The organism is Pseudomonas petrae (assembly GCF_021728295.1).
GTDB classification, from domain to species: Bacteria; Pseudomonadota; Gammaproteobacteria; order Pseudomonadales; family Pseudomonadaceae; genus Aquipseudomonas; species Aquipseudomonas petrae.
Map to the genome: position 1 here is coordinate 413480 of NZ_JAKJXE010000004.1, position 19218 is coordinate 432697.

The following is a 19218-nucleotide window of genomic DNA, read 5'->3' on the forward strand; positions in this document are numbered from 1 at the left end:
ATTACTCTCCGCGCAGGGCTGCAACGAGCCCTTTGAATTTGCTGTTGAGCAAGGTGAAGCTGGCCTGAAAACCAATGGCGTTTTCGGCGTAGTTGGCGTTTTCGACCTGGGAGTCGACGGTGTTCTGGTCCAGCGACGGCTGCGACGGGGTGCGGTAGAGCAGGCTGGCTTCGCCATCGCTCATGCCTTCGGCTTCGATATGACGGTTGTTGGTCATGTCGAGGGCGAAGTGGCCGTTTTTGCTTTTGTCGCTTTCGGCGGCCAGGACTTTGGAGAAGTCGAGGTCGCGCGCCTTGTAGTTGGGGGTGTCGGCGTTGGTGATGTTGTTGGCCAGCACTTCGGCACGCTGGGCGCGGAAGTTGAGTGCTTTTTCGTGGATGCCGAGGGCGTTTTCAAAACTGATGCTCATGTCGGGACCTTTGAGGGCTGACCAGATGTACGTGCAAGAGTTATAGCAAGGTGCGTGCCACTTGCTGGAAGTGCGGATTTGCGGGGGCTGCAGGGGTGTTGGTGGGGAGGGATGACAGAAAAGCGGCAAGGGATTTCCGCTTGATGAGAGGAAAGCGGCAAGGGAGGTGCCGTTTTTTTGCCGTTACATCCGTGCTCGGTCCTGCTGACCGTTAACAGCATCTGCCTAACGGCAGATATTTCGCCTTCGGCGAGTTACTTGGAAAAGCACCCCAAGTAACCAAGGGTGCCTGCTCCTGGCTAGGCCCGACTTCGTCGGGTTCCCTCACTCCGACGACGCTCCGTGGGCCCGCGCCGAACGGACATCCATGTCCTGACGGCGCTCTCGCGGCATCCATGCCGCTCGGCCCACTCCGCGTCGTCTGCGTTCAGCCTGCACCCAAGTCGCGATAGGTGTCGTCTGGGCGTTATGTGTATGAAGATCAAGATCAACAGCTTCCCGGCTAAAGCCGGTCCCACTAAATAGCAGCGCGTGTATTCAGAAAAAGTGGCGACGACCTCGACTGTGGGACCGGCTTTAGCCGGGAAGATGTCAGCGGGCACGTCACAGAATTGATGGTGACCAAACGGGCCCCTTCCCGGCTAAAGCCGGTCCTACTGACCGTGCGCTAATACCTGTAGGACCGGCTTTAGCCGGGAAGCTCTTGATCTGCGCAGCGCTTTTGATCTTCGTACACAAAAAGTCTAGTCACCGCCAATCGCGACTTGGGTGCAGGCTGAACGCAGCTCTCGCGCAGTGGGCCGAGCCGCATGGATGCGGCGAGAGCGCCGTCAGGACATGGATGTCCGTTCGGCGCGGGCCCACGGAGCGAGACCGGAGTGAAGGAACCCTGACGAAGGAAGGGCCTAGCCAGGAGCAAGCACCCTTGGTTACTTGGGGTGCTTTTCCAAGTAACTCGCCGAAGGCGAAACAGTCCGGCCGTTAGGCCGGGCCTCCTGGCGCCACCACAAAAAACGGATACTTACAAAACCGGCAACGCCAACACAAAATGAAAAAACCCGCCTAAGCGGGTTCTAACAAGAAAGCGCAGCCAATCACTTGGCCTGATAAATAATCCCGGGACTGCACTGCACCATCTGATAATGATCGGGCAACCCGTTCAACGCCTCCGACGCCCCAAGGAACAAATACCCCCCAGGCTTCAACGTCGAATGAATGCGCAACAAAATATCCTTCTTCACATCCGCCGAAAAATAAATCAGCACGTTGCGACAGAACACGATATCGAACTTGCCCAACGCCGCATAACTGTCCAACAAATTGAACGAGCGAAACTCCACACGGCTCTTGATCGGCGCCTTCACCGTCCAGCGCCCTGGCGTCTTCTGATCGAAGAAACGCTGCAAACGGTCCGGCGACAAACCCCGGCCGATGGCCAGACTGTCGTACTCACCCGTCTTGCAATTGTTCAACATCAAACCCGACAAATCCGTCGCCACAATCTGCGCGCCCGACTTCAACTGCCCCGGGTTACTGCGCTCGAACTCATCGATCGTCATCGACAACGAATACGGCTCCTGCCCCGACGAACACGCCGCCGACCAGATGCGCAAACGCTGGCCAGGGCTGGCCTTGATCGCCTCCGGCAAGACCTTGTTCTTCAGCACCTCGAAGGGGTACGTATCGCGAAACCACAACGTCTCGTTAGTGGTCATCGCATCGACCACCTGCTCGCGCAAACCACTGCGCGGCTGGGTCTGGATGCGCTGGATCAGCTCACCCAACGACTTGATGGACTGCTGCTCCATCAACTTGTTGAGGCGGCTGGAGACCAGATACTGTTTATTTTCACCCAGCAAAATGCCACAGGCTTTTTCCAGGAATACCCGGAACTGATCAAAATCCAAATTACCTGTAGACATGCCGCCTCTCAAATCATGTGAACAGCAAGGAGGAAAACCCCTCCTCAGCTGATATCTGCCGCCTTGATACGATCTACTACCCTCGCCGCCAGATCGTCCGGCCGGAACTTGGCCAGGAAATCATCAGCGCCGACCTTCTTGACCATCGCCTGGTTGAACACGCCGGACAATGACGTATGCAGCACGATGTGCAACTTCTGCATGCGCGGGTCGTTGCGAATCTCCGCAGTGAGGGTATAGCCATCCATTTCCGGCATTTCAATGTCGGAAATCATCATCAGGAATTCTTCTTCCGGCTTCTTGCCCTCTTCCACCAGTTTGCGCAGGAAATCGAGTGCCTGACGACCGTCATTCAACGCCGTGACTTCCACGCCGACGGTTTGCAGGCAACGCGTCACCTGTTTGCGCGCCACCGAGGAATCATCGACCGTCAACACGCGCAGCGAGAGCGCCTTGTGCTGCACCTCCGCCGTGACCACGCCGACCGAGATGTTCTCGGAGACCGGCGCCACTTCGGCGAGGATCTTCTCGACGTCGATGATTTCCACCAACTGGTTGTCCAGACGCGTCACTGCCGTCAGGTAGTGGTCGCGACCGGTGCCCTTGGGTGGTGGATGAATGTCTTCCCAGTTCATGTTGACGATGCGTTCCACCGCATGCACCAGGAAGCCCTGAATCTTGGTGTTGTACTCCGTGATGATCACAAAGGAATTGGTAATGTCAGCCAGCGGCTTGCCGCCGGTCGCCAATGCCAGATCGAGGATCGGGATGGTCCCGCCACGAATGCTTGCCACACCGCGCACAATCGGACTGGATTTGGGCATGTGGGTAAGTTTTGGGCACTGAAGCACCTCTTTTACCTTGAACACGTTGATCCCATATAACTGCTTGCCGTCCAACCGGAACAGCAACAGTTCAAGGCGGTTCTGCCCTACCAGTTGAGTGCGCTGGTTTACTGAATCCATCACACCAGCCATGCACCACTCCTCCCAAAACGACCAATTGCGCTACCGGATCGGTAAGCGGCACGGCCCTTGCTATTTACTCATCATGAACACACAAACGACAGTATCCCGACGCCCGGCACCCGCAACCCGCAGCTTTCTCTGCGTGCTGGTCGCGCTGTGTCTGTTGTGTGCCGCCAGCCTGAGCCGCGCGGACAACATGACCCTGCCTGAAACACTTATCGGCGTGACCCAGGGCTTTCTTGAATTCACAGTTGAAGACTACATGGCGACCAACCAAACCGCCGGCCGCTATGAAATCGAAGTCAAGCAGCTGGATCCGCGTCTGCGTATGCCGCTGTGCGACAAGGATTTGACAGCGTCGCTGGAAAGCCCGGCTCAGCCCATCGGCCGCGTGACTGTGAAAGTGCGCTGTGAAGGCACGTCCCCGTGGACGGTGTTTGTGCCGGCCCAGGTACATCTTTACCGCAATGTGGTCACGGCCGTGCGGCCCATGAAGCGCGACGCGATCGTGACTGAAAACGATGTGGCGCTGCGCGAACGTGACGTGAGCCTGCTGGGGCAAGGCTTCCTGGATTCGGTCGATCAGGCGGTCGGGCAGAAAGTTGTCCGACCAACGGTCATCGACCAGATCCTGACGCCCGTCCACCTCGATCAACCACAAATGGTCCACAAGGGCGACCAGGTCGTGATCAGCGCACGCAGTGGTTCGATGAGCGTGCGCATGCCGGGCGAAGCCCTGTCCGATGGCGGTTTCAACGAGCAAATACGGGTGAAGAACCTCAACTCCCAACGCGTGATCAAGGCCAACATCGTTGCGCCCGGGCAAGTTGAGGTCGCTATGTAACTGACATCTGAGGGTAAGACCTCTGGCGCTGCGCTTGCGCTTTTCCTACACTCGGAACCCCAGTGCTCCGTGCGAAGTCCATTCGGGACTGTTTTCGCACGGGCCCTAAAGTTATTCCGGGTCTGGCCGAAACCAAGGCAAGCGTCCTAGAACCCAGAGGTTTTTCAATCATGGTCATCGACTTCAATCGTTTGAACAGCTCCACTACCGTTGGCGGTACAACACGTACAGCCAGCACCAAGGAAGCCGGCAAAACCGAAGCTACGGCAGCGGTCAGCGGCACCTCGAGCGTGCCCGGTAGCGGTGAGGCAGTACATTTGAGCAGCGAAGCTCAACAGTTGCAGAAGATCAGTGATTCGTTGCGTGATCAGCCTGTCGTCAACAGCGCCCGTGTGGCTGAGTTGAAGCAGGCCATCGCCGACGGCAGCTATAAGGTCGACAGCAATCGTGTTGCAAGCAAACTGCTTAACTTCGAAGCCCAGCGCTAGCCCCCGGTCTGCGCAGGGGCTTCTGGACGCTTAAACACCAGGGCATGCGATGCAAGACACTACATTGCTTCAACTGATCACGGACGACATTGCGCCAACCCGGCATCTGCTGGACATCCTGAAGGCCGAATCAGTGGCGCTTCACGGGCGCAATATGGTCGAGATGGAACACATCCTGGCGCAGAAACAGGCGCTGGTGATCGTGCTCGAGCAGCATGGACGCCGACGTACCCAGCTGATGACCAGCCTGGGCCTGCCCGCCAATCGTGCGGGACTCGAAGAAGTGGCGAAACATTCGTCAGTGGGTGAAGCCTTGTTGACCGCAGGCGATGAACTCAGCGCACTGATGAGTGAATGCCAGGCGGCCAACGAACAGAACGGCAGCCTTATCCAGCTCCAGCAACTCACGACGGCACAGCAGTTGAGGATTCTCAACGGCGGCGACACCCCCACGCTGTATGACAGCCGCGGTTCGACGTCGGGCAAGGCCAGGCCGCGTCCGCTCAGTCAGGCGTAAGTTCTTGTATCAAGGTGCGCACCGTGGTGGCAATATGCCGCACGCTGCACGCTGCCGTTATTTGCCTGGAGATGGATAGACCGTGAATGCCTCAAGCGCGGAAGATATTCCGCAGCCCCCGAAGGTACTGACCACCCCATTGGAAATCGCCGCCAATCTGCGGCTGCTGATGGAAAGTCATGACCCGTTGATCATCACGTTTCACGAACGCAGCCAGCGGTTTCAGAGCTACGTGATCGACGTGAACCGCGACACCAACGAGATGATTCTCGACGAGATGATCCCCCGTGACGGTGAGCGTTTCCTTGCCAGCGGTGAACCCTTCCGGGTCGAAGGCTTTCACGACGGTGTGCGCATCGCCTGGGAAAGCAAAGCCCAAATGACGGTGATCGACGAGCCGCGCAGCTATCGCGGCCCGCTGCCTGAAGAAGTCGTCTATCACCAGCGCCGCAATGCGTTTCGCGCGGCGCTGAAGCTGGCTTCGCTGATTGATGTCGAGATCGGTGGCGACAGACTGAAATTCCCGTTGCGCGGCAAACTGCTGGACGTCTCCGCCACTGGCTGCAAGCTGCGCTTTGAGGGCGATATCTCCGAGCGCATGCAGCTGGGTCAGGTCTATGAGCGATTCATCGCCTCCCTGCCCTTCGGCAACATGACCACACCGGTGGAACTGCGCTATCTGCATTTCGAAGAAAGGATCAACACCACGTTCGCCGGTGTGCGCTTTCACAACATGAGTGGATTGGTGCAGCGTCAGGTCGAGCGTTTCGTGTATCAGCTGCAGCGCGAAGCGCGACGCTTCGACAAAGACGACGATTTCTGATCGTGGGTGGTGACCGTGCTGGCGCGCTTCAGGGCGTGCTGGCCGGTTGCTGAATCTTGCTGCGCTCACACCTCATCGTCTGCAGCCCTCCGAGCAATTTCACTCCCACAATGGATTTTCAGTGCGCCGCAATTTGTCGGTTTCCTAAGATCAACTGTAGGAGCGCGCTTGCCCGCGATCGCGGTGGGTCAGGCGACACCCATGTCACAGTTCCACCGCCTTCGCGGGCAAGGTGGAGCGCCACCCCGGTCGCTCCTACAGGTATTGCGGCGGTGCGAAGGTATTCGGCGAGATTGGGATCAACCTAATCACAACGGCCGATCCACCCCAACATCCCGCCGCACCTCAAGCGCCTCCTCCGGCCCAGCCGCATCAGGTTCAGCAGCCACTTCCTCATCCATAATCGCCACCGGCCGCACAACGCCTTCACCCGACGCCACAACCCGCTCCACCATATCGGGCTGCACTTCAGCTTCGGCCGCCACATCCGGCGCAACCTCTGACGAAACTTCAGGCTCAGGCTCAACGTCCTGCATCTGATCCTGCACCACCTGCTCATCCACCCGAGGGTCAAGGGCGACCACCAGGGGCGAGCTGGACATGCTGTCGGGCATCGCGATGTGGTGCAGCGGGGCGTCTTCGACCTGGTGCAGGTTGGTGACGGCTTTCGGACGAATGCGCGTCACCAGCACCAGTGCCACGCAGCAGACAAAGGCATAGAGCATGTTGCTGCCGAACATCTTCATCAACACGCCGGACACCAGCGGGCCGATACTCGCGCCGACGCCGTAGGTCATCAGCAGCATGGCGGTCAGCGAGACGCGGCGTTCGCCTTCGACGTGGTCGTTGGAGAAGGCCACCGCCAGCGGATACAGAGAAAACTGCAGCAAGGACGCCAGGAACCCAACCGCCAGCAGCAGCTCCATCGGCACGCTGGGGAGGATCGCCAGCGGCAGGGATGCCAGCACCAGCAACCCGGCAACGCCGCGGATCAGCCAGGCGCGGTCATAGCGATCCGAGAGTTTGCCGAGCGGGCCTTGGACGATAAGGCCCGCGCCGATGCAACTGGCCATGAACAGACCGACATGTTCGGTCGAGAGCCCCTGTTGCGCCGCATACAACGGCGCCAGGCCGTAGAACGAGCCGATGATCATGCCGGCGCTCAATACCGTGGTCAGGGATTGCGGCACCCGACGCATGAAGAACAGCGGCTCCAGCGGGGCCGGGTGCATGGGCGCCGGGTGAATGCTGCGGGTCATTGCCACAGGCACGAGGCAGAGGGCGAAGCACATCGCCACGAGCATCAGCAGCTCAGGGCCGAGCTGCGGGTGGATGACCAGAATCAGTTGGCCGAGCACCAGCCCCAGGTACGAGGCGATCATGTACAGGCTGAACACTGTGCCGCGCTGCTTGGGCGAGGCCTGCTCGTTGAGCCAGCTCTCGATGACCATGTACTGGCACATCATGCCCAGGCCAACGATCATCCGCAGGAAGATCCACGCCGGCAGGTAGTCGAACAACCCGTGGCCCAGCACTGCCGCGCCGACAATGCCGGCGCAGGTTGCGTAGGCACGGATGTGCCCTATCCGGCCGATCAGCCGGTGACCGATCTTGCCGCCCAGGGCCAGGCCGACATAGTTCGCTGCCATCAACGCACCGACCCACAGGCCATCGACCTGATCGGCGGCCAGACGCAAGGCAAGGTAGGTGCTGAGCAGGCCCGAGCCGATCAACATCATCAGCGAGGCAAAATACAGCGCTCGAAAGGACTTCCAGATTTGGCGCATAGCTTTCCAAAAGACGGAAACCCTCGGCTTCAGAGGATTTCCGAACAGCGATTCTTAAGCCTGAGCGGCCAGAACGCGGCGCTCCCAGGGGGTAATTTCGTTAAAGAAGCTGGTCAGTTCCAGGGTCTTCGACGCGACGTAGCCTTCGATGAATTCGGCACCAAACAGTTCCTTGGCCAACGTGCTGCGAGTCAGACGTTCCAGGGCAGCGTGCAGGGTACATGGCAACGACAGATTATCGGGCACGACAAACTCGCCCTGGATCGGCGGCGACGGCTCCAGTGTGTGCTCGATGCCATAGAGCCCTGCGGCCAGGCTGGCGGCGATCGCCAGATAAGGGTTGGCGTCAGCGCCGGGCAGACGGTTCTCGACCCGACGGGCGACCGGTGCGCTGGCCGGAATGCGCAGGCCCGCCGCGCGGTTGTCGTGGGACCAGCAGGCGTTGTTCGGCGAAGCGAACGGATGGCACAGGCGCTGATAGGAATTGACGTTGGGCGCGAACAACGCGGTGAAGTCGGCCATCGCCGCCTGCTGTCCGCCGATGAAGTGATGAAACAGCGCGGTGGCCTCGCCCCCATCGTCGCTGAAGATGTTCTTGCCGGTGCGGGTGTCGACCACGCTCTGGTGAATGTGCATCGAGCTGCCGGGCGTGTGCGCCAGCGGTTTGGCCATGCACACCACGATCAGCCCGTGCTTGAGCGCGACCTCTTTGAGCATGTGTTTGAACAGGAAGGTCTGGTCCGCCAGCAGCAGCGGATCGCCATGCAGCAGGTTGATCTCGAACTGGCTGACGCCCATCTCGTGCATGACCGTGTCGCGGGGCAGGCCCAGCGCCGCCATGCAGGCATAGACCTCTTTGAAAAACGGTCGCAGGCCGTTGTTGGAGCTGATGCTGAACGCCGACTGGCCCTCTTCGCGACGACCGTCCAGACCGACCGGCGGCTGGAAGGGCTGGCGCGGATCGGGGTTGGCCGCGAAGACGAAGAACTCAAGCTCGGTGGCCACCACCGGCGACCAGCCATGCCGTGCATAGCGGGCGATCACGGATTTGAGCTGGCCGCGGGTGGACAGCGGCGACGGCTGGCCGTCGAGCTCGTCAGCGTCGCAAATCGCCAGGGCGCGCGGCTCGTCGCTCCACGGCAGACGATGGGTCTGCTGCGGGTCGGCGATCAGGGCCAGGTCGCCATCGTCGCTGCCGTAGAACTTTGACGGCGGATAGCCGCCCATGATGCATTGCAGCAGCACACCCCGCGCCAGCTGCAACCGACGGCCTTCGAGAAAACCCTCGCCGGTCATCACCTTCCCTCGTGGCACGCCGTTCAAATCCGGCGTGACGCATTCAATTTCATCAATGCCCATCAGTCGCTGCGCGAGTGAATGGTGGTCATCGCTGCTCATGACTCAAATCCTTTTTCGTTGGGCACGCCGCAGGGCGGCAAGGCGTACAAAATAAGCATCAGGCGTTCGGAATATCAAGCGCATCTTTGCAGCATGGCGGGTTGGCCGACTTCTTGCTTTTTCGGTGCCATAGCGCCGCAAACGCCATTTCGATGACGCAGAGCGTTGGACCTCCGCCCGCCAGTACTCCGAGGGCGGCACGCCGTGCGTCAACGGGCCCAGCCCGCAGCGCGTATCAGAGCACAGGAAGCCCATGAGTAAAACGATCCCGGTCACCCAGCCTCTGCTGCCTCCGCTGGAAGAGTTCATGCCTTATCTGCAGCAGATATGGGACAGCAAGCGCCTGACCAACGCCGGGCCTTTCCATGAAAAGCTGGAGAAAGACCTGGCCGCGTACCTGGGCGTCGACCATTTGTGCCTGTTTTCCAACGGCACGCTGGCGCTGCTCACGGCGTTGCAGGCATTGCGTGTGACCGGCGAGGTGATCACCACGCCCTACTCGTTTGTCGCCACCGCCCATTCGCTGCTGTGGAACGGGCTGAAACCGGTGTTCGTCGACATCGCGCCGGGTACCTTCAACCTCGACCCCGATCGCATTGAAGAGGCCATCACCCCGGCGACCACCGCGATCATGCCGGTGCATTGCTATGGCATGCCGTGTGACGTCGACCGCATCCAGCAAATCGCCGACCGCTATGGCCTGAAAGTGATTTACGACGCCGCCCACGCCTTCGGTGTGCAGCATCAGGGGCAGAGCCTGCTGCGCAACGGCGACCTGTCGGTGCTCAGTTTTCACGCCACCAAGGTCTTCAACACCTTCGAGGGCGGCGCGATTGTCTGCCCGGATGCGAAGACCAAAAAACGCATCGATTACCTGAAGAACTTCGGTTTCGCCGATGAAGTGACCGTCGTCGCGCCCGGCATCAACGGCAAGATGAGTGAGATCAACGCCGCATTCGGTCTGTTGCAGCTCAACTACATTGATGGGGCCCTGGACCGACGCAAGCAGATCGATTCGATGTACCGCGAAGCCCTGACGCAAATACCGGGCATCGATTTACTCTGGAGCCCTGGCGAGCACCACAACTATTCCTACTTCCCGGTGCTGGTGGGCGATGCGTTCCCGATCAGCCGCGACGCGCTGTACGAGCGCTTTCGCGAGCAGGACATTCTCGTGCGGCGCTATTTCTACCCGTTGATCTCGTCGTTCCCGATGTACCGCAGCCTGGAATCCGCCAGACCGGACCGCCTGCAAGTGGCGAGCGACGTGTCGAATCGGGTTCTGTGCCTGCCGATCTTCGATAGCCTCACCCCGGATGAATTCGCCAGGATCATCGCGATCATGCAGACGATACTGGCCGAGCACCGCTGAGCAGCGCCCACATTCACATCGCCGGTCCGCGCCCATTGGCGTGAACCGGCGCCCGTCATCCGTCGCAAGGTAACCCGATGAGCGCTTCACGCCTGGTCAGCATTGTCATTCCCGCCTACAAACCCACGTACTTCGAGTTGGCGCTGCGCAGCGCTTTTGCGCAGGACTACGACCAACTGGAGATCGTGATCTGCGACGACTGTCGTGACGGCGGCATTCGCGCGCTGGTGGATGAGCTGACAGCGGAGAGCCCCTTCCCCGTTCGTTATTTCTACAACGAACATTCGCTGGGCGAGGCGCTGAATGTTGCGCGGGGCATCAAAGAGGCGCGCGGCGATTACATCAAGTTTCTCTACGATGACGACCTGCTGGAACCCGAGTGCGTCAGTGCGCTGGTCGAGTTGCTGCATGGCCAGCCGGACATCACCCTCGCGGCGGCAACCCGTCGCCTGATCAACGAAAACGGCGAGTTTCTGCGGGAGAACATGCTGACGGTGTTCCCGTTCAAGGAGGACGTGGTCGTCCACGGGCCGGAGCTGGTTGCCCTGCTGTCGGAACTGCCGTTAACGTTCATGGGCGAACCCAGTTCAGTCATGTGCCGGCGTGACAGCGCGCTGGCCTATGGTCAGGACCTTATGGCGCTCAAGGGCCTGCCGATCCACTGGCTGGGCGATATCAGCCTTTACGTCAAACTGCTGCGTGAAGGCAATCTGGCATTGATCGGCCGCCCGCTGTCGCGCTTTCGCATGACCGACACGCAGAGCAGCAGCATTGCACGGGCCACGCCGCAGATCGCCAAGGAAGGGCACGCCAACTATTACCGCATCACCAAAGAGCTTGAATGGCTTCGCCCGCTGGCCGACAACGGTGACGTCAAGGTCGCGCCGCTGCATGACCGGGAAAACTTCGTCCCCTTCAATCTGCGTGCCTGGTTCTTGCAGAAGTCGGCAACGGAGGTCCGCCACGACCAGGTCCAGGAGTGGGCCTGGCAGCGTCGCCCCGCCGGGCCGCAGAAGCCGCACATCGTGCAGTACTTCCAGCAGCACAACGGCGCGCCGACCTTCGCAATCATCGTTTCCGATCTGCATAACCGCCCGCAGGCACTGGTCAAGACCCTGGTCAGTGTCGAGGCGGCCACTCGGGGCTGGATGCCGCCACGGGTGTTCGTGCTCTACGACGGCAGTCGTGACGCACCGCAACAAGTGGCGGACAACCCGGCCGTGTACGTGCCCGTCACCGGGCACAACCGCGCCGCGCCGCTCAACCGGCTGATGGATGAACAAGGGTTCGACTGGTTTCTGATGCTCGATGCCGGCGCAACGGTGAATGTCGCCGGGCTGTTCAAGGCGGCGGTCAAAATCAGCGAGGGGCCGACCACCCGGGCGCTGTTCGCCGATGAAATCGCTCAGACCCAGGACGACACGTCGGAAGTCATGCTGCGGCCGGACTTCAGCCTCGACTACCTGCTCAGCTGCCCGGGCATGACCAGCAGGCACTGGATTTTCAACCGCTACTCGGTCATCGATGCCGGGCGGTTCGATGCGCACTACCCCCAGGCCCTCGAACTGGACCTGATTCTTCGCCTGATCGAGCACGATGGCATGGGCGGCCTTGAGCACATTGCCGAGCCCCTCGTTACCCATCGACCGGAAGCGCGCGAGTCGAACCTCGATGAAGCGCGAACGCTGCAGCGCCACTTGCTCTCCCGAGGCTATGAAAACGGCCAGGTGATCGAGACGCGGCCCCGGCAATACCAGATCAAGTACGGCCACGCGGGCCGGCCCAAGGTCTCGATCATCATCGCCACCCGGGATCAGATCTTGCTCCTGCAGCGGTGCGTCGAGAGCATTCTGGAAAAAACCACTTACCCGAATTACGAGATCCTCATCGTCGACAACGATAGCCACACGCCTGAGGCCGTTGACTGGCTGAACGGCGTGGAGGCCATGGGGCTGGATCAGGTGCGCGTGCTGCGCCATTCCGGCGAGTTCGACCGCTCGGCCCTCTACAACAGCGCCGCACGCCAGGCGACCGGCGACTACCTGTTGCTGCTCGACAACAGCACCGCCGTGTTGCACGGCGACTGGCTCGACAACCTGCTCAATCATGCGCAGCGGCCCGAAGTTGGCATCGTCGGCGCAAAACTGCTGGCGCCGGACAACACGATCCGGCACGCGGGCCTGATCCTCGGTTTACACGAGCCTGTCACCCCGATCTTCAGCGGCCAGAGCGGCGCCAGCGAAGGCTACATGCAGCGGCTGGCGGTGGATCAGAATTACAGCGCGGTCAGCGACGCCTGCCTGATGATCAGCCGGGCCCTGTTCGAAGCGGCGGACGGGCTGGATGAAGGCGCGCTGAACAACCGTTATCGCGGCGTCGACCTGTGCCTGCGGGTAAAGGAGTCCGGGCGGTTGATTGTCTGGACGCCCCACGTGGTGCTGCTCCACGAAGCCGCGCAGATCCCAGAAACCGTCCCGCCTGAAGCGCCAGACGAAGAGGCCAACCCTGCGCTGTACCGCAAATGGCTGAAATACATCGCCCATGACCCTGCGTACAACGACAATTTTTCAGCCCGCGCCCAGGGCCTGCAGCTGGAAACCGACACCGCGCTGACCTGGCGGCCGCTCACCTGGCGCCCCGTGCCGATCGTGCTGTCGCACCTCAACGACCTCTGCCCGGCGAGCCAACGCCTGAACGGTGCGCTGGACACCCTCGCTGACGCGCTGCTGATCGAGCATGTGTCCGTGCCAGACGTCCTGACCCTCGGCGAGTTCACCCGCCTGCGACCGGAAGCGTTGATCCTCCAATGCCCCTTGAGCGAAGCGTCCCTTGAAGACATCCGCACGATCAAGGCTCACAGCCAGGCGCTGCGCCTCTGCGACATGGATCAATACCCGCCGTCAGCCGAGCGATTGCCCGGCGCGCCTTCAGCGCAACAGGTGCGTGCCAGTCTTGAGGCCGGTCTTGCGCTGATGGACAAGGTGGTGGTGTCCAGCGCAGGGCTGGCCAACGAACTGAGTGCGTTGCATCCGCACATCCAGATCATCGAGACCCGCTTGAGCGAACGCTGGGAGCGGGTGCAGTGCCATTCGCTGCCCCATGACAAGCCACGGATCGGCTGGGTCGGCTCGCAGGCGCAGGTGAACGATCTGGCGCTGATTGCGGACGTGATCAAAGCCTTCGCCGACCGCGTCGAGTGGATCATCATGGGCCCGTGCCCGCAGGCACTGCGCCCTTATGTTCATGAATGGCGCAGCCCGGTGGAGGGTGTCTTGTACCCCGGCGTACTGGCGTGTCTCGACCTGGACGTCGCCCTGATTCCCGCCGGCCACGATGTGTTTGGCGAACACAGAAGCTGCCGCCTGGCGCTGGAGTTCGGCGCCTGTGGCTATCCGGTCATCGCCACCGACGTGCAGGGCCTGCGCAACAATCTGCCGCTGACGCGGGTGCAGAACACAACTGCTGCGTGGACCGACGCCATCGCCCGGCACCTCAACGATCTGGACGAATCGAAACGACTCGGGCAGGTGTTGAAACAGCGCGTGTTGAGTGACTGGACGATGGATGAAGCGTATCTGCAGCGGTGGGAGCAGGTGTTGCTGGACCGCTGAATAACAAAGGGCTCCTTTATGGAGCCCTTTTTGTGTGCGGCTGAACACTCACCTTACACGCCTGAGGGTGACCCATTCGCTTACCAGCGAATCACGCAGCCACCCCACGAATACCCCACGCCGAAACCCACCGCCGTGATCACGCTGCCGGGCTGCACCTGGCCTTTTTTCAGGGACTCTTTCAGCGCGATGGGAATGCTGCACGACACGGTGTTGCCACAGTGTTTGAACTCGGTGATGAATTTCTCCGGCGCCAGCTTCAGTCGACGACGCAGCGCTTCGAGCATGAACTGGTTGGCCTGGTGAAAGACGAACAGGTCGGAATGCTCGACCGTGAAGTGCTCGTCGAACAGTGAAGCGAACAAGGCCGGGACCCGGGTCATGGAGAATTCGAAGATCGCCGGGCCGTTCATGTACAGGTCGGCGTCCGAGCGGAAATTGCCGCTGTCGTCTTCGTACTCGACGGGCATCTGTTCTGCATCGAACGGCCGGCGGGCAGCGCCCATGGGCACGATCAGGTTGTCCGCCCCGGCACCGTCGCTGCCGTAGCGAAAACGATCGAGGCAAGGCCCCGCCTCGTCCGACGCTTTAATCAACGTGGCGGCCGCCGCATCGCCAAACAGCGTGCGCACGCTCTTGTCCCGGGGATTGATGTAGCGGCTGTAGGTTTCGGCGGTGATCAGCAGCACGTTCTTGCACTGGCCCGATTCGATGAAGCCTTTGGCAATGCCAAGGCCGTAGATAAACCCCGAACAGCCCTGATTGAAATCGAACGCGGCGCACTGCTGCGGCAGTTGCAGGCGGTGCTGCAAAATGCAGGCGGTGGCCGGGAGCATGTGATCGGGGCTTTGCGTGCAGTAGATCAGGCAGTCGATCTGCTCTCGCGGCGTGGCGCTGTTGGCGAAGAGTTTTTCGCAGGCGCGAAACGCCAGGTCCGAGGCGGTCTCGTCGTCGGCAACGATGTGCCGCTGGCTGATCCCGGTCTTCTGGAAAATCTTGTCGACGTCCCACTCCGGAAACGCCTCGGCCAGCATCTGGTTGTCCAGCACCTGATCGGGCAATTCGTATTCGATTTCGGCAATTCGAGCGTAGGTAGGCATGTCGTTCTTATCCTGAGATGCACTTGGCCGGCACACCGAAAACCACGCTGCCGGGTTTGACCGCCCGGAGCACCACGCTGCCGGCGCCCACCACAGCCCCTTTGCCGACGCGCACCTTGGGCAGCACGGAGGCGCGCGAACCGAGGAACACTTCGTCTTCGAGCACGGCGCCGCCGGTCAGATCACAATGCCCGCTGAGGGTCGAGAACTGGCCGATGGCGGTGTCATGGCCGACGGTACACAGGGAGTTGATCGTGACGAAATCGCCAACCACCAGGTCCACCGACAGCACCGAAAACGGGCAGACCAGCACACCCCGCCCGATCGTCACGTTCTCGCCGACGATGGCCGTGGGGTGAATCAGCGTGAAGAACGACGCCCCCTTGGCCAGCAGCTTTTCCACCACGTATTTCTTGTCGGCCGGCTTGCCGATGGCGCAGAGCAGCAGTTCATCGTCGGCCGGTTCGTAGGCGTCGATGGTCGAGAGAATGTCGGCGTAATGATTGAAGCGATTGAGGGACAGGCTGCCGTCATCGATAAACCCGCCGATGACGTAATCCGGGTTGTGCTCGACCCAGTCCTTGAGCCAGGAATGGACCTCCCGGCCCAGCCCGCCTGCGCCGACGATAATGAGTTTTTTGGTGTTCATTCGGCCAGGTAACCTCCATCGACAACCAGCGACGTACCCGTGACCCAGCGCGCGGCGGGTGACAGCAGATAATTGACGGCATAGGCCACGTCCAGCGGATGACCGAGCCCCAGCGGATGTTTGCGTTCGATGGCGGCCATGGCGTCTTCGCCGACCAGGCCTTCGAGCTTCTGCGCCATTTCGGTTTTGATCACGCCGGGCGCAATGGCGTTGACGCGAATGCCTTCCCGCGCCAGTTCAAGCGCGGCGGCGCGAACCATGGATTCGACCGCGCCCTTGCTCGCGCAGTAACCGATCAACGCGGGCTGAGCGACCTGAGCCATGACCGACGACAGCATGACGATGCTCGACGGGTTGCGGCACACGCCTTTTTGCCTGAACGCCTTGATCAGGGAAAAACCTGACGTGACGTTGGTGGCGAAAATGGTTTCCCAGTGATCCAGGCCCATGGCCCGAATCGGCAGCGGCAATTGCACGCCTGCCGCATGCACCAGACCGTCGAACGGCGAGCCGTTGCGCGACAGGGCTTTCAGCCAGGCCGAAACATCGCTGCCACCCAGAAAATCGAAGACTTCGACCGAATGCCCTTCGCCGTGCAACTGGCTCAGGGTTTCTTCCAGGCGCTGAGCGTCACGGGCCACGGCGACGATTCGTGCGCCCTGCCGGCTCAGCCAGACCGCGACTTCACGGCCGATCCCGGAGGACGCGCCAGTGACCAGGATGGACATGCCATCCAGCGAAAAAGGATTGCTCTGCACTTACGCCTCGCTACTGTCTGTGCCGACCAGCGTCAGCGGGCTGATCCACGTGTTGTCGAGATCGACGATGCAACCGGCCCACGAATAACCCACGCCGAAACCGGCGAGCAGGTGCTGGCCGTGCAGGGTCGATCCGCTCACGGCCGTGGCCGCATTCGCGCTGAGGCTCAACGCCAGGGGAATCGACGCGCTGCTGGTATTGCCGACGTTCTGCAGATTGAGCACGACCTTTTCCGCCGGCAATTTGGTCTTCTTCGACAGGTGCTCAAGCATGAAGCGGTTGGCCTGGTGGAACACATATTTGTCGATCGGGCGTTGCTGCTCCTCGGCGTACTTTTCCAGGGTGCGCACCAGCCCCGGCACGCGGGCCAGGGTGAAGGCGAAGATCTCGGTGCCGTTCATGTACAGGTCGAACGGGCCGCGCACATCGTCTTCACTGGTGGAGCCATCGGCACCCTTGCGGTCACGAAACCCGCCGCCGGGCACGATCAGGTTCTTCTCGCCACGGCCGTCGGTGCCGAGCACGAACGGCGCGCCCGCAACGGTGCTGTCATGGTCGAGCAACGTGGCGGAACCGGCATCACCAAACAGCGCGGCCACCGAGCGATCGCCCGGGGCTACCAGTTTGCTGATGGTGTCACCGACCAGCAGCAACACGCGTCGGCTGCCGCCACCGGCGATCATCGCCGACGCCATCCACAGCCCATACACGTAACCCGAGCAGCCCATGTTCACATCGAGCGCGGCGGTGGTGACCGGCAAACCCAGGCGCCGTTGCAAGGTGCAGGCGGTGGCCGGGAGCACGTAGTCCGGGGTCTGGGTGATGAAGATCAGCGTGTCGATGGACGATTTGTCGATGCCCAGATCCGCCAACAGACGCTCGGCCGCCTCGACACACAGGTCCGACGTGCATTCGTCCTGCACCACATGCCGGCGCTCGATGCCGGTGCTGGCCATGATCTTGGCGATGCTCTCGTCGCCGAAGCGCCCGGAGAGCTCAGCGACATCCGACACGACCTTGGGCAGCGCACAGGCGATGCCCCTGATTTTGACGTTGGCAATGCTGCGCACTGCGTCATCGCTACTGCCAGTGACGCTACTCATACCCGTTCCTCGCCAACCGTTGTGACGGCACCTGCCTGTCGTGCCCACTCCGCGCAGGAAGCCCGAAAATGCAGAAGCTTGGCTTCCAGCGAGCTGTAATAACGCGGGGCATTCCAGGACCAGGTGTCGCCAGGAATTCTTTTGCAGATGGTGTGATCTTCTTCAAACACGGTCCGGTTGTTGTCGGCCGTGGACGTCATGAACGTGGACACGATCTCGTCGTATCGCTCGGACGCGGCGCGCAGCGGGTACAGCTGGCTGGTGAACCAGGTCCGGTCGGTTTGAGCAGAAGGAAAGAAATTCTGCATCGACCACGAATAACCGTAAGTCGAGGACAGCATCGAAAACGGATACAGAAAGAGGCTCACGTACCCCGCGTAGGCCTCCCGCGGGGTGAAAAAGCGCGACAGGCTCTCCAGCCGTCGGGCGACTTTTTCGTTCTCCACCGGGGCGTACCAGATCGAGTTCTCGCCGTAGAACAGGTTCTCGCCGATGCCCAGCTTCAGCGTCGCCAGGGTGTCCCGGTGCACGAGGGGGATATGGTACGGCTCGAGGGCGTTTTCCAAGGAAATCGGCCAGTCGGCTTCGAAGGCGTAGCGATTGAAATCCGAGGGCTTGTTCAAATCCGGGGTGGTCTGCTCAAGCAGCGTGAAGATGTCCTGACCCAACTGGTCAAGCAGCGACGCGCGGGGTTCGATGGCAAAAAACACCAGCTCGCCGCAGGTCGCCAGCTTGAAGAAATTCAGGCTGGCGCTGCCGATGTCACAACCGACAAAACGCTTGGCGTCCGGGATGCGCAACTGACCGTCCGCGTAATTCCAGCCGTGGTAGGGGCAGAGAATCCGTTGATGGCCTGCGTCTTCGGTAAAAAACCGCGTTCCCCGGTGCGGGCAGCGGTTGTCGAAGGCGATCAGGCTGCCCGCGTCGTTGAACACCACGACTTCGAAATCCAGGACGTTGAAGCGCACAAAATCCTTGTCGTCGGCCACTTGCGACTTCAGGCAAAGCGGATGCCAGTAGGCTTTCACCAGGTCCGGCGCGATCCGTTGTGAGGCTGTGCACGTCATTGAGTCTGTCCAGAAAACGGGGTCACGCTTGAGAGCGCCACACCCAGGGCCGCATGGCTGCCCCGATGTTGAAGCGCTTTCGGTAAATCAGCGCCTTATTCGGAAACCGGGTTTATTCCGAAACCAGCGTAATGACGTCCCGGACGGTTTCGCACTTGTTCAGGCGCGAAGCCGAAATGGTTTTCTCCAGGCGCTCGTCGACCAGGGCCATGAAGGTCACCAGGGCAATCGAATCCCAGTCCAGCGGCTGGTCGACCTTGAGGGTGCCCTCATCGGCTTCCATCGCTTCTTCGATCAGCGCGACGACTTGCTCTTCCAGTGCCACTGCTTGCTCTACCATCTCTCGTCACTCCACAGAACATGATCGGACGCCTTCGCCGATGCGTATCCGTGCAGAAGCA

Annotated in this window: 17 protein-coding genes; 6 read left to right on the forward strand and 11 right to left on the reverse strand. The window is 60.9% G+C overall.

What is annotated here, in order from left to right; translation table 11 throughout:
* Nucleotide 1: 1 nt before the first annotated feature.
* The 3 genes from flgB to L4G42_RS09555 all read right to left on the reverse strand — a co-directional run bounded on the left by flgB (nucleotide 2) and on the right by L4G42_RS09555 (nucleotide 3308).
* Nucleotides 2-409, reverse strand: a complete 408-nt coding sequence (gene flgB / locus L4G42_RS09545; protein WP_074893064.1) for a flagellar basal body rod protein FlgB — start codon at nucleotides 407-409, stop codon at nucleotides 2-4.
* A 1094-nt stretch (nucleotides 410-1503) separates the two neighbouring features.
* Nucleotides 1504-2331: a protein-glutamate O-methyltransferase CheR gene (gene cheR, locus L4G42_RS09550; protein WP_237254715.1), complete on the reverse strand. Its 828-nt coding sequence runs from the start codon at nucleotides 2329-2331 to the stop codon at nucleotides 1504-1506.
* A 44-nt stretch (nucleotides 2332-2375) separates the two neighbouring features.
* Nucleotides 2376-3308 carry a chemotaxis protein CheV gene (locus tag L4G42_RS09555; RefSeq protein ID WP_237254714.1) on the reverse strand — a complete coding sequence of 311 codons (933 nt, stop codon included), beginning with the start codon at nucleotides 3306-3308 and terminating at the stop codon, nucleotides 2376-2378.
* Nucleotides 3309-3381: 73 nt separating this feature from the next.
* Between L4G42_RS09555 and flgA the strand changes: the two genes are divergently transcribed.
* The 4 genes from flgA to L4G42_RS09575 all read left to right on the forward strand — a co-directional run bounded on the left by flgA (nucleotide 3382) and on the right by L4G42_RS09575 (nucleotide 5971).
* The gene (gene flgA, locus L4G42_RS09560; RefSeq protein WP_237254713.1) at nucleotides 3382-4143 is read left to right on the forward strand and encodes a flagellar basal body P-ring formation chaperone FlgA; all 762 of its coding nucleotides are present in this window, start codon (nucleotides 3382-3384) and stop codon (nucleotides 4141-4143) included.
* 170 nt (nucleotides 4144-4313) lie between these two features.
* Complete coding sequence (flgM, locus tag L4G42_RS09565; protein WP_237254712.1) at nucleotides 4314-4631, forward strand: flagellar biosynthesis anti-sigma factor FlgM; 318 nt, start codon at nucleotides 4314-4316, stop codon at nucleotides 4629-4631.
* A gap of 49 nt (nucleotides 4632-4680) precedes the next feature.
* Nucleotides 4681-5148 (forward strand): flagella synthesis protein FlgN, encoded by a 468-nt coding sequence (locus L4G42_RS09570; protein ID WP_074893095.1) that lies wholly within the window; start codon nucleotides 4681-4683, stop codon nucleotides 5146-5148.
* Between the two features lie 82 nt (nucleotides 5149-5230).
* A complete protein-coding gene (locus L4G42_RS09575; protein WP_237254711.1) occupies nucleotides 5231-5971 on the forward strand; it encodes a flagellar brake protein in 741 nt (246 codons plus the stop codon).
* Between the two features lie 308 nt (nucleotides 5972-6279).
* On the opposite strand, the gene L4G42_RS09580 is transcribed toward L4G42_RS09575, so the two are convergent.
* Both L4G42_RS09580 and L4G42_RS09585 read right to left on the reverse strand, forming a co-directional pair.
* A complete protein-coding gene (locus L4G42_RS09580) occupies nucleotides 6280-7758 on the reverse strand; it encodes an MFS transporter (RefSeq protein ID WP_237254710.1) in 1479 nt (492 codons plus the stop codon).
* A 54-nt stretch (nucleotides 7759-7812) separates the two neighbouring features.
* Nucleotides 7813-9054, reverse strand: a complete 1242-nt coding sequence (locus L4G42_RS09585) for a glutamine synthetase family protein (RefSeq protein ID WP_237254716.1) — start codon at nucleotides 9052-9054, stop codon at nucleotides 7813-7815.
* Between the two features lie 355 nt (nucleotides 9055-9409).
* Here L4G42_RS09585 and vioA point away from each other — a divergent pair, with 355 nt between their 5' ends.
* Entirely contained in the window at nucleotides 9410-10528 is a 1119-nt protein-coding gene (gene vioA, locus L4G42_RS09590; RefSeq protein ID WP_237254709.1) for a dTDP-4-amino-4,6-dideoxy-D-glucose aminotransferase VioA, read from the forward strand.
* Between the two features lie 77 nt (nucleotides 10529-10605).
* The gene (locus L4G42_RS09595) at nucleotides 10606-14139 is read left to right on the forward strand and encodes a glycosyltransferase (RefSeq protein WP_237254708.1); all 3534 of its coding nucleotides are present in this window, start codon (nucleotides 10606-10608) and stop codon (nucleotides 14137-14139) included.
* 80 nt (nucleotides 14140-14219) lie between these two features.
* On the opposite strand, the gene L4G42_RS09600 is transcribed toward L4G42_RS09595, so the two are convergent.
* The 6 genes from L4G42_RS09600 to L4G42_RS09625 form a co-directional block, all read right to left on the reverse strand.
* Complete coding sequence (locus L4G42_RS09600) at nucleotides 14220-15239, reverse strand: ketoacyl-ACP synthase III (protein ID WP_237254707.1); 1020 nt, start codon at nucleotides 15237-15239, stop codon at nucleotides 14220-14222.
* A gap of 7 nt (nucleotides 15240-15246) precedes the next feature.
* Nucleotides 15247-15888 carry an acetyltransferase gene (locus L4G42_RS09605; RefSeq protein WP_237254706.1) on the reverse strand — a complete coding sequence of 214 codons (642 nt, stop codon included), beginning with the start codon at nucleotides 15886-15888 and terminating at the stop codon, nucleotides 15247-15249.
* On the reverse strand, nucleotides 15885-16646 hold the full coding sequence (locus L4G42_RS09610) for an SDR family NAD(P)-dependent oxidoreductase (protein WP_237254705.1): 762 nt from the start codon (nucleotides 16644-16646) through the stop codon (nucleotides 15885-15887). The genes L4G42_RS09605 and L4G42_RS09610 overlap by 4 nt, the downstream gene beginning before the upstream one ends.
* A complete protein-coding gene (locus tag L4G42_RS09615; RefSeq protein ID WP_237254704.1) occupies nucleotides 16647-17750 on the reverse strand; it encodes a ketoacyl-ACP synthase III in 1104 nt (367 codons plus the stop codon). It abuts the gene before it with no gap.
* Nucleotides 17747-18817 (reverse strand): aromatic ring-hydroxylating oxygenase subunit alpha, encoded by a 1071-nt coding sequence (locus tag L4G42_RS09620; protein WP_237254703.1) that lies wholly within the window; start codon nucleotides 18815-18817, stop codon nucleotides 17747-17749. The genes L4G42_RS09615 and L4G42_RS09620 overlap by 4 nt, the downstream gene beginning before the upstream one ends.
* 112 nt (nucleotides 18818-18929) lie before the next feature.
* Complete coding sequence (locus L4G42_RS09625) at nucleotides 18930-19157, reverse strand: acyl carrier protein (RefSeq protein WP_237254702.1); 228 nt, start codon at nucleotides 19155-19157, stop codon at nucleotides 18930-18932.
* Nucleotides 19158-19218: the final 61 nt, after the last annotated feature.

What these genes read in the sequence shown, in the direction of transcription:
- L4G42_RS09615 (WP_237254704.1), bottom strand. Translation starts at nt 17,750, where the DNA reads ATGAGTAGCGTCACTGGCAGTAGCGATGACGCAGTGCGCAGCATTGCC.
- L4G42_RS09555 (WP_237254714.1), bottom strand. Translation starts at nt 3,308, where the DNA reads ATGGCTGGTGTGATGGATTCAGTAAACCAGCGCACTCAACTGGTAGGG.
- L4G42_RS09580 (WP_237254710.1), bottom strand. Translation starts at nt 7,758, where the DNA reads ATGCGCCAAATCTGGAAGTCCTTTCGAGCGCTGTATTTTGCCTCGCTG.
- L4G42_RS09620 (WP_237254703.1), bottom strand. Translation starts at nt 18,817, where the DNA reads ATGACGTGCACAGCCTCACAACGGATCGCGCCGGACCTGGTGAAAGCC.
- cheR (WP_237254715.1), bottom strand. Translation starts at nt 2,331, where the DNA reads ATGTCTACAGGTAATTTGGATTTTGATCAGTTCCGGGTATTCCTGGAA.
- L4G42_RS09595 (WP_237254708.1), top strand. Translation starts at nt 10,606, where the DNA reads ATGAGCGCTTCACGCCTGGTCAGCATTGTCATTCCCGCCTACAAACCC.
- flgA (WP_237254713.1), top strand. Translation starts at nt 3,382, where the DNA reads ATGAACACACAAACGACAGTATCCCGACGCCCGGCACCCGCAACCCGC.
- flgB (WP_074893064.1), bottom strand. Translation starts at nt 409, where the DNA reads ATGAGCATCAGTTTTGAAAACGCCCTCGGCATCCACGAAAAAGCACTC.
- L4G42_RS09585 (WP_237254716.1), bottom strand. Translation starts at nt 9,054, where the DNA reads ATGACCGGCGAGGGTTTTCTCGAAGGCCGTCGGTTGCAGCTGGCGCGG.
- vioA (WP_237254709.1), top strand. Translation starts at nt 9,410, where the DNA reads ATGAGTAAAACGATCCCGGTCACCCAGCCTCTGCTGCCTCCGCTGGAA.
- L4G42_RS09605 (WP_237254706.1), bottom strand. Translation starts at nt 15,888, where the DNA reads ATGAACACCAAAAAACTCATTATCGTCGGCGCAGGCGGGCTGGGCCGG.
- L4G42_RS09600 (WP_237254707.1), bottom strand. Translation starts at nt 15,239, where the DNA reads ATGCCTACCTACGCTCGAATTGCCGAAATCGAATACGAATTGCCCGAT.
- L4G42_RS09570 (WP_074893095.1), top strand. Translation starts at nt 4,681, where the DNA reads ATGCAAGACACTACATTGCTTCAACTGATCACGGACGACATTGCGCCA.
- flgM (WP_237254712.1), top strand. Translation starts at nt 4,314, where the DNA reads ATGGTCATCGACTTCAATCGTTTGAACAGCTCCACTACCGTTGGCGGT.
- L4G42_RS09625 (WP_237254702.1), bottom strand. Translation starts at nt 19,157, where the DNA reads ATGGTAGAGCAAGCAGTGGCACTGGAAGAGCAAGTCGTCGCGCTGATC.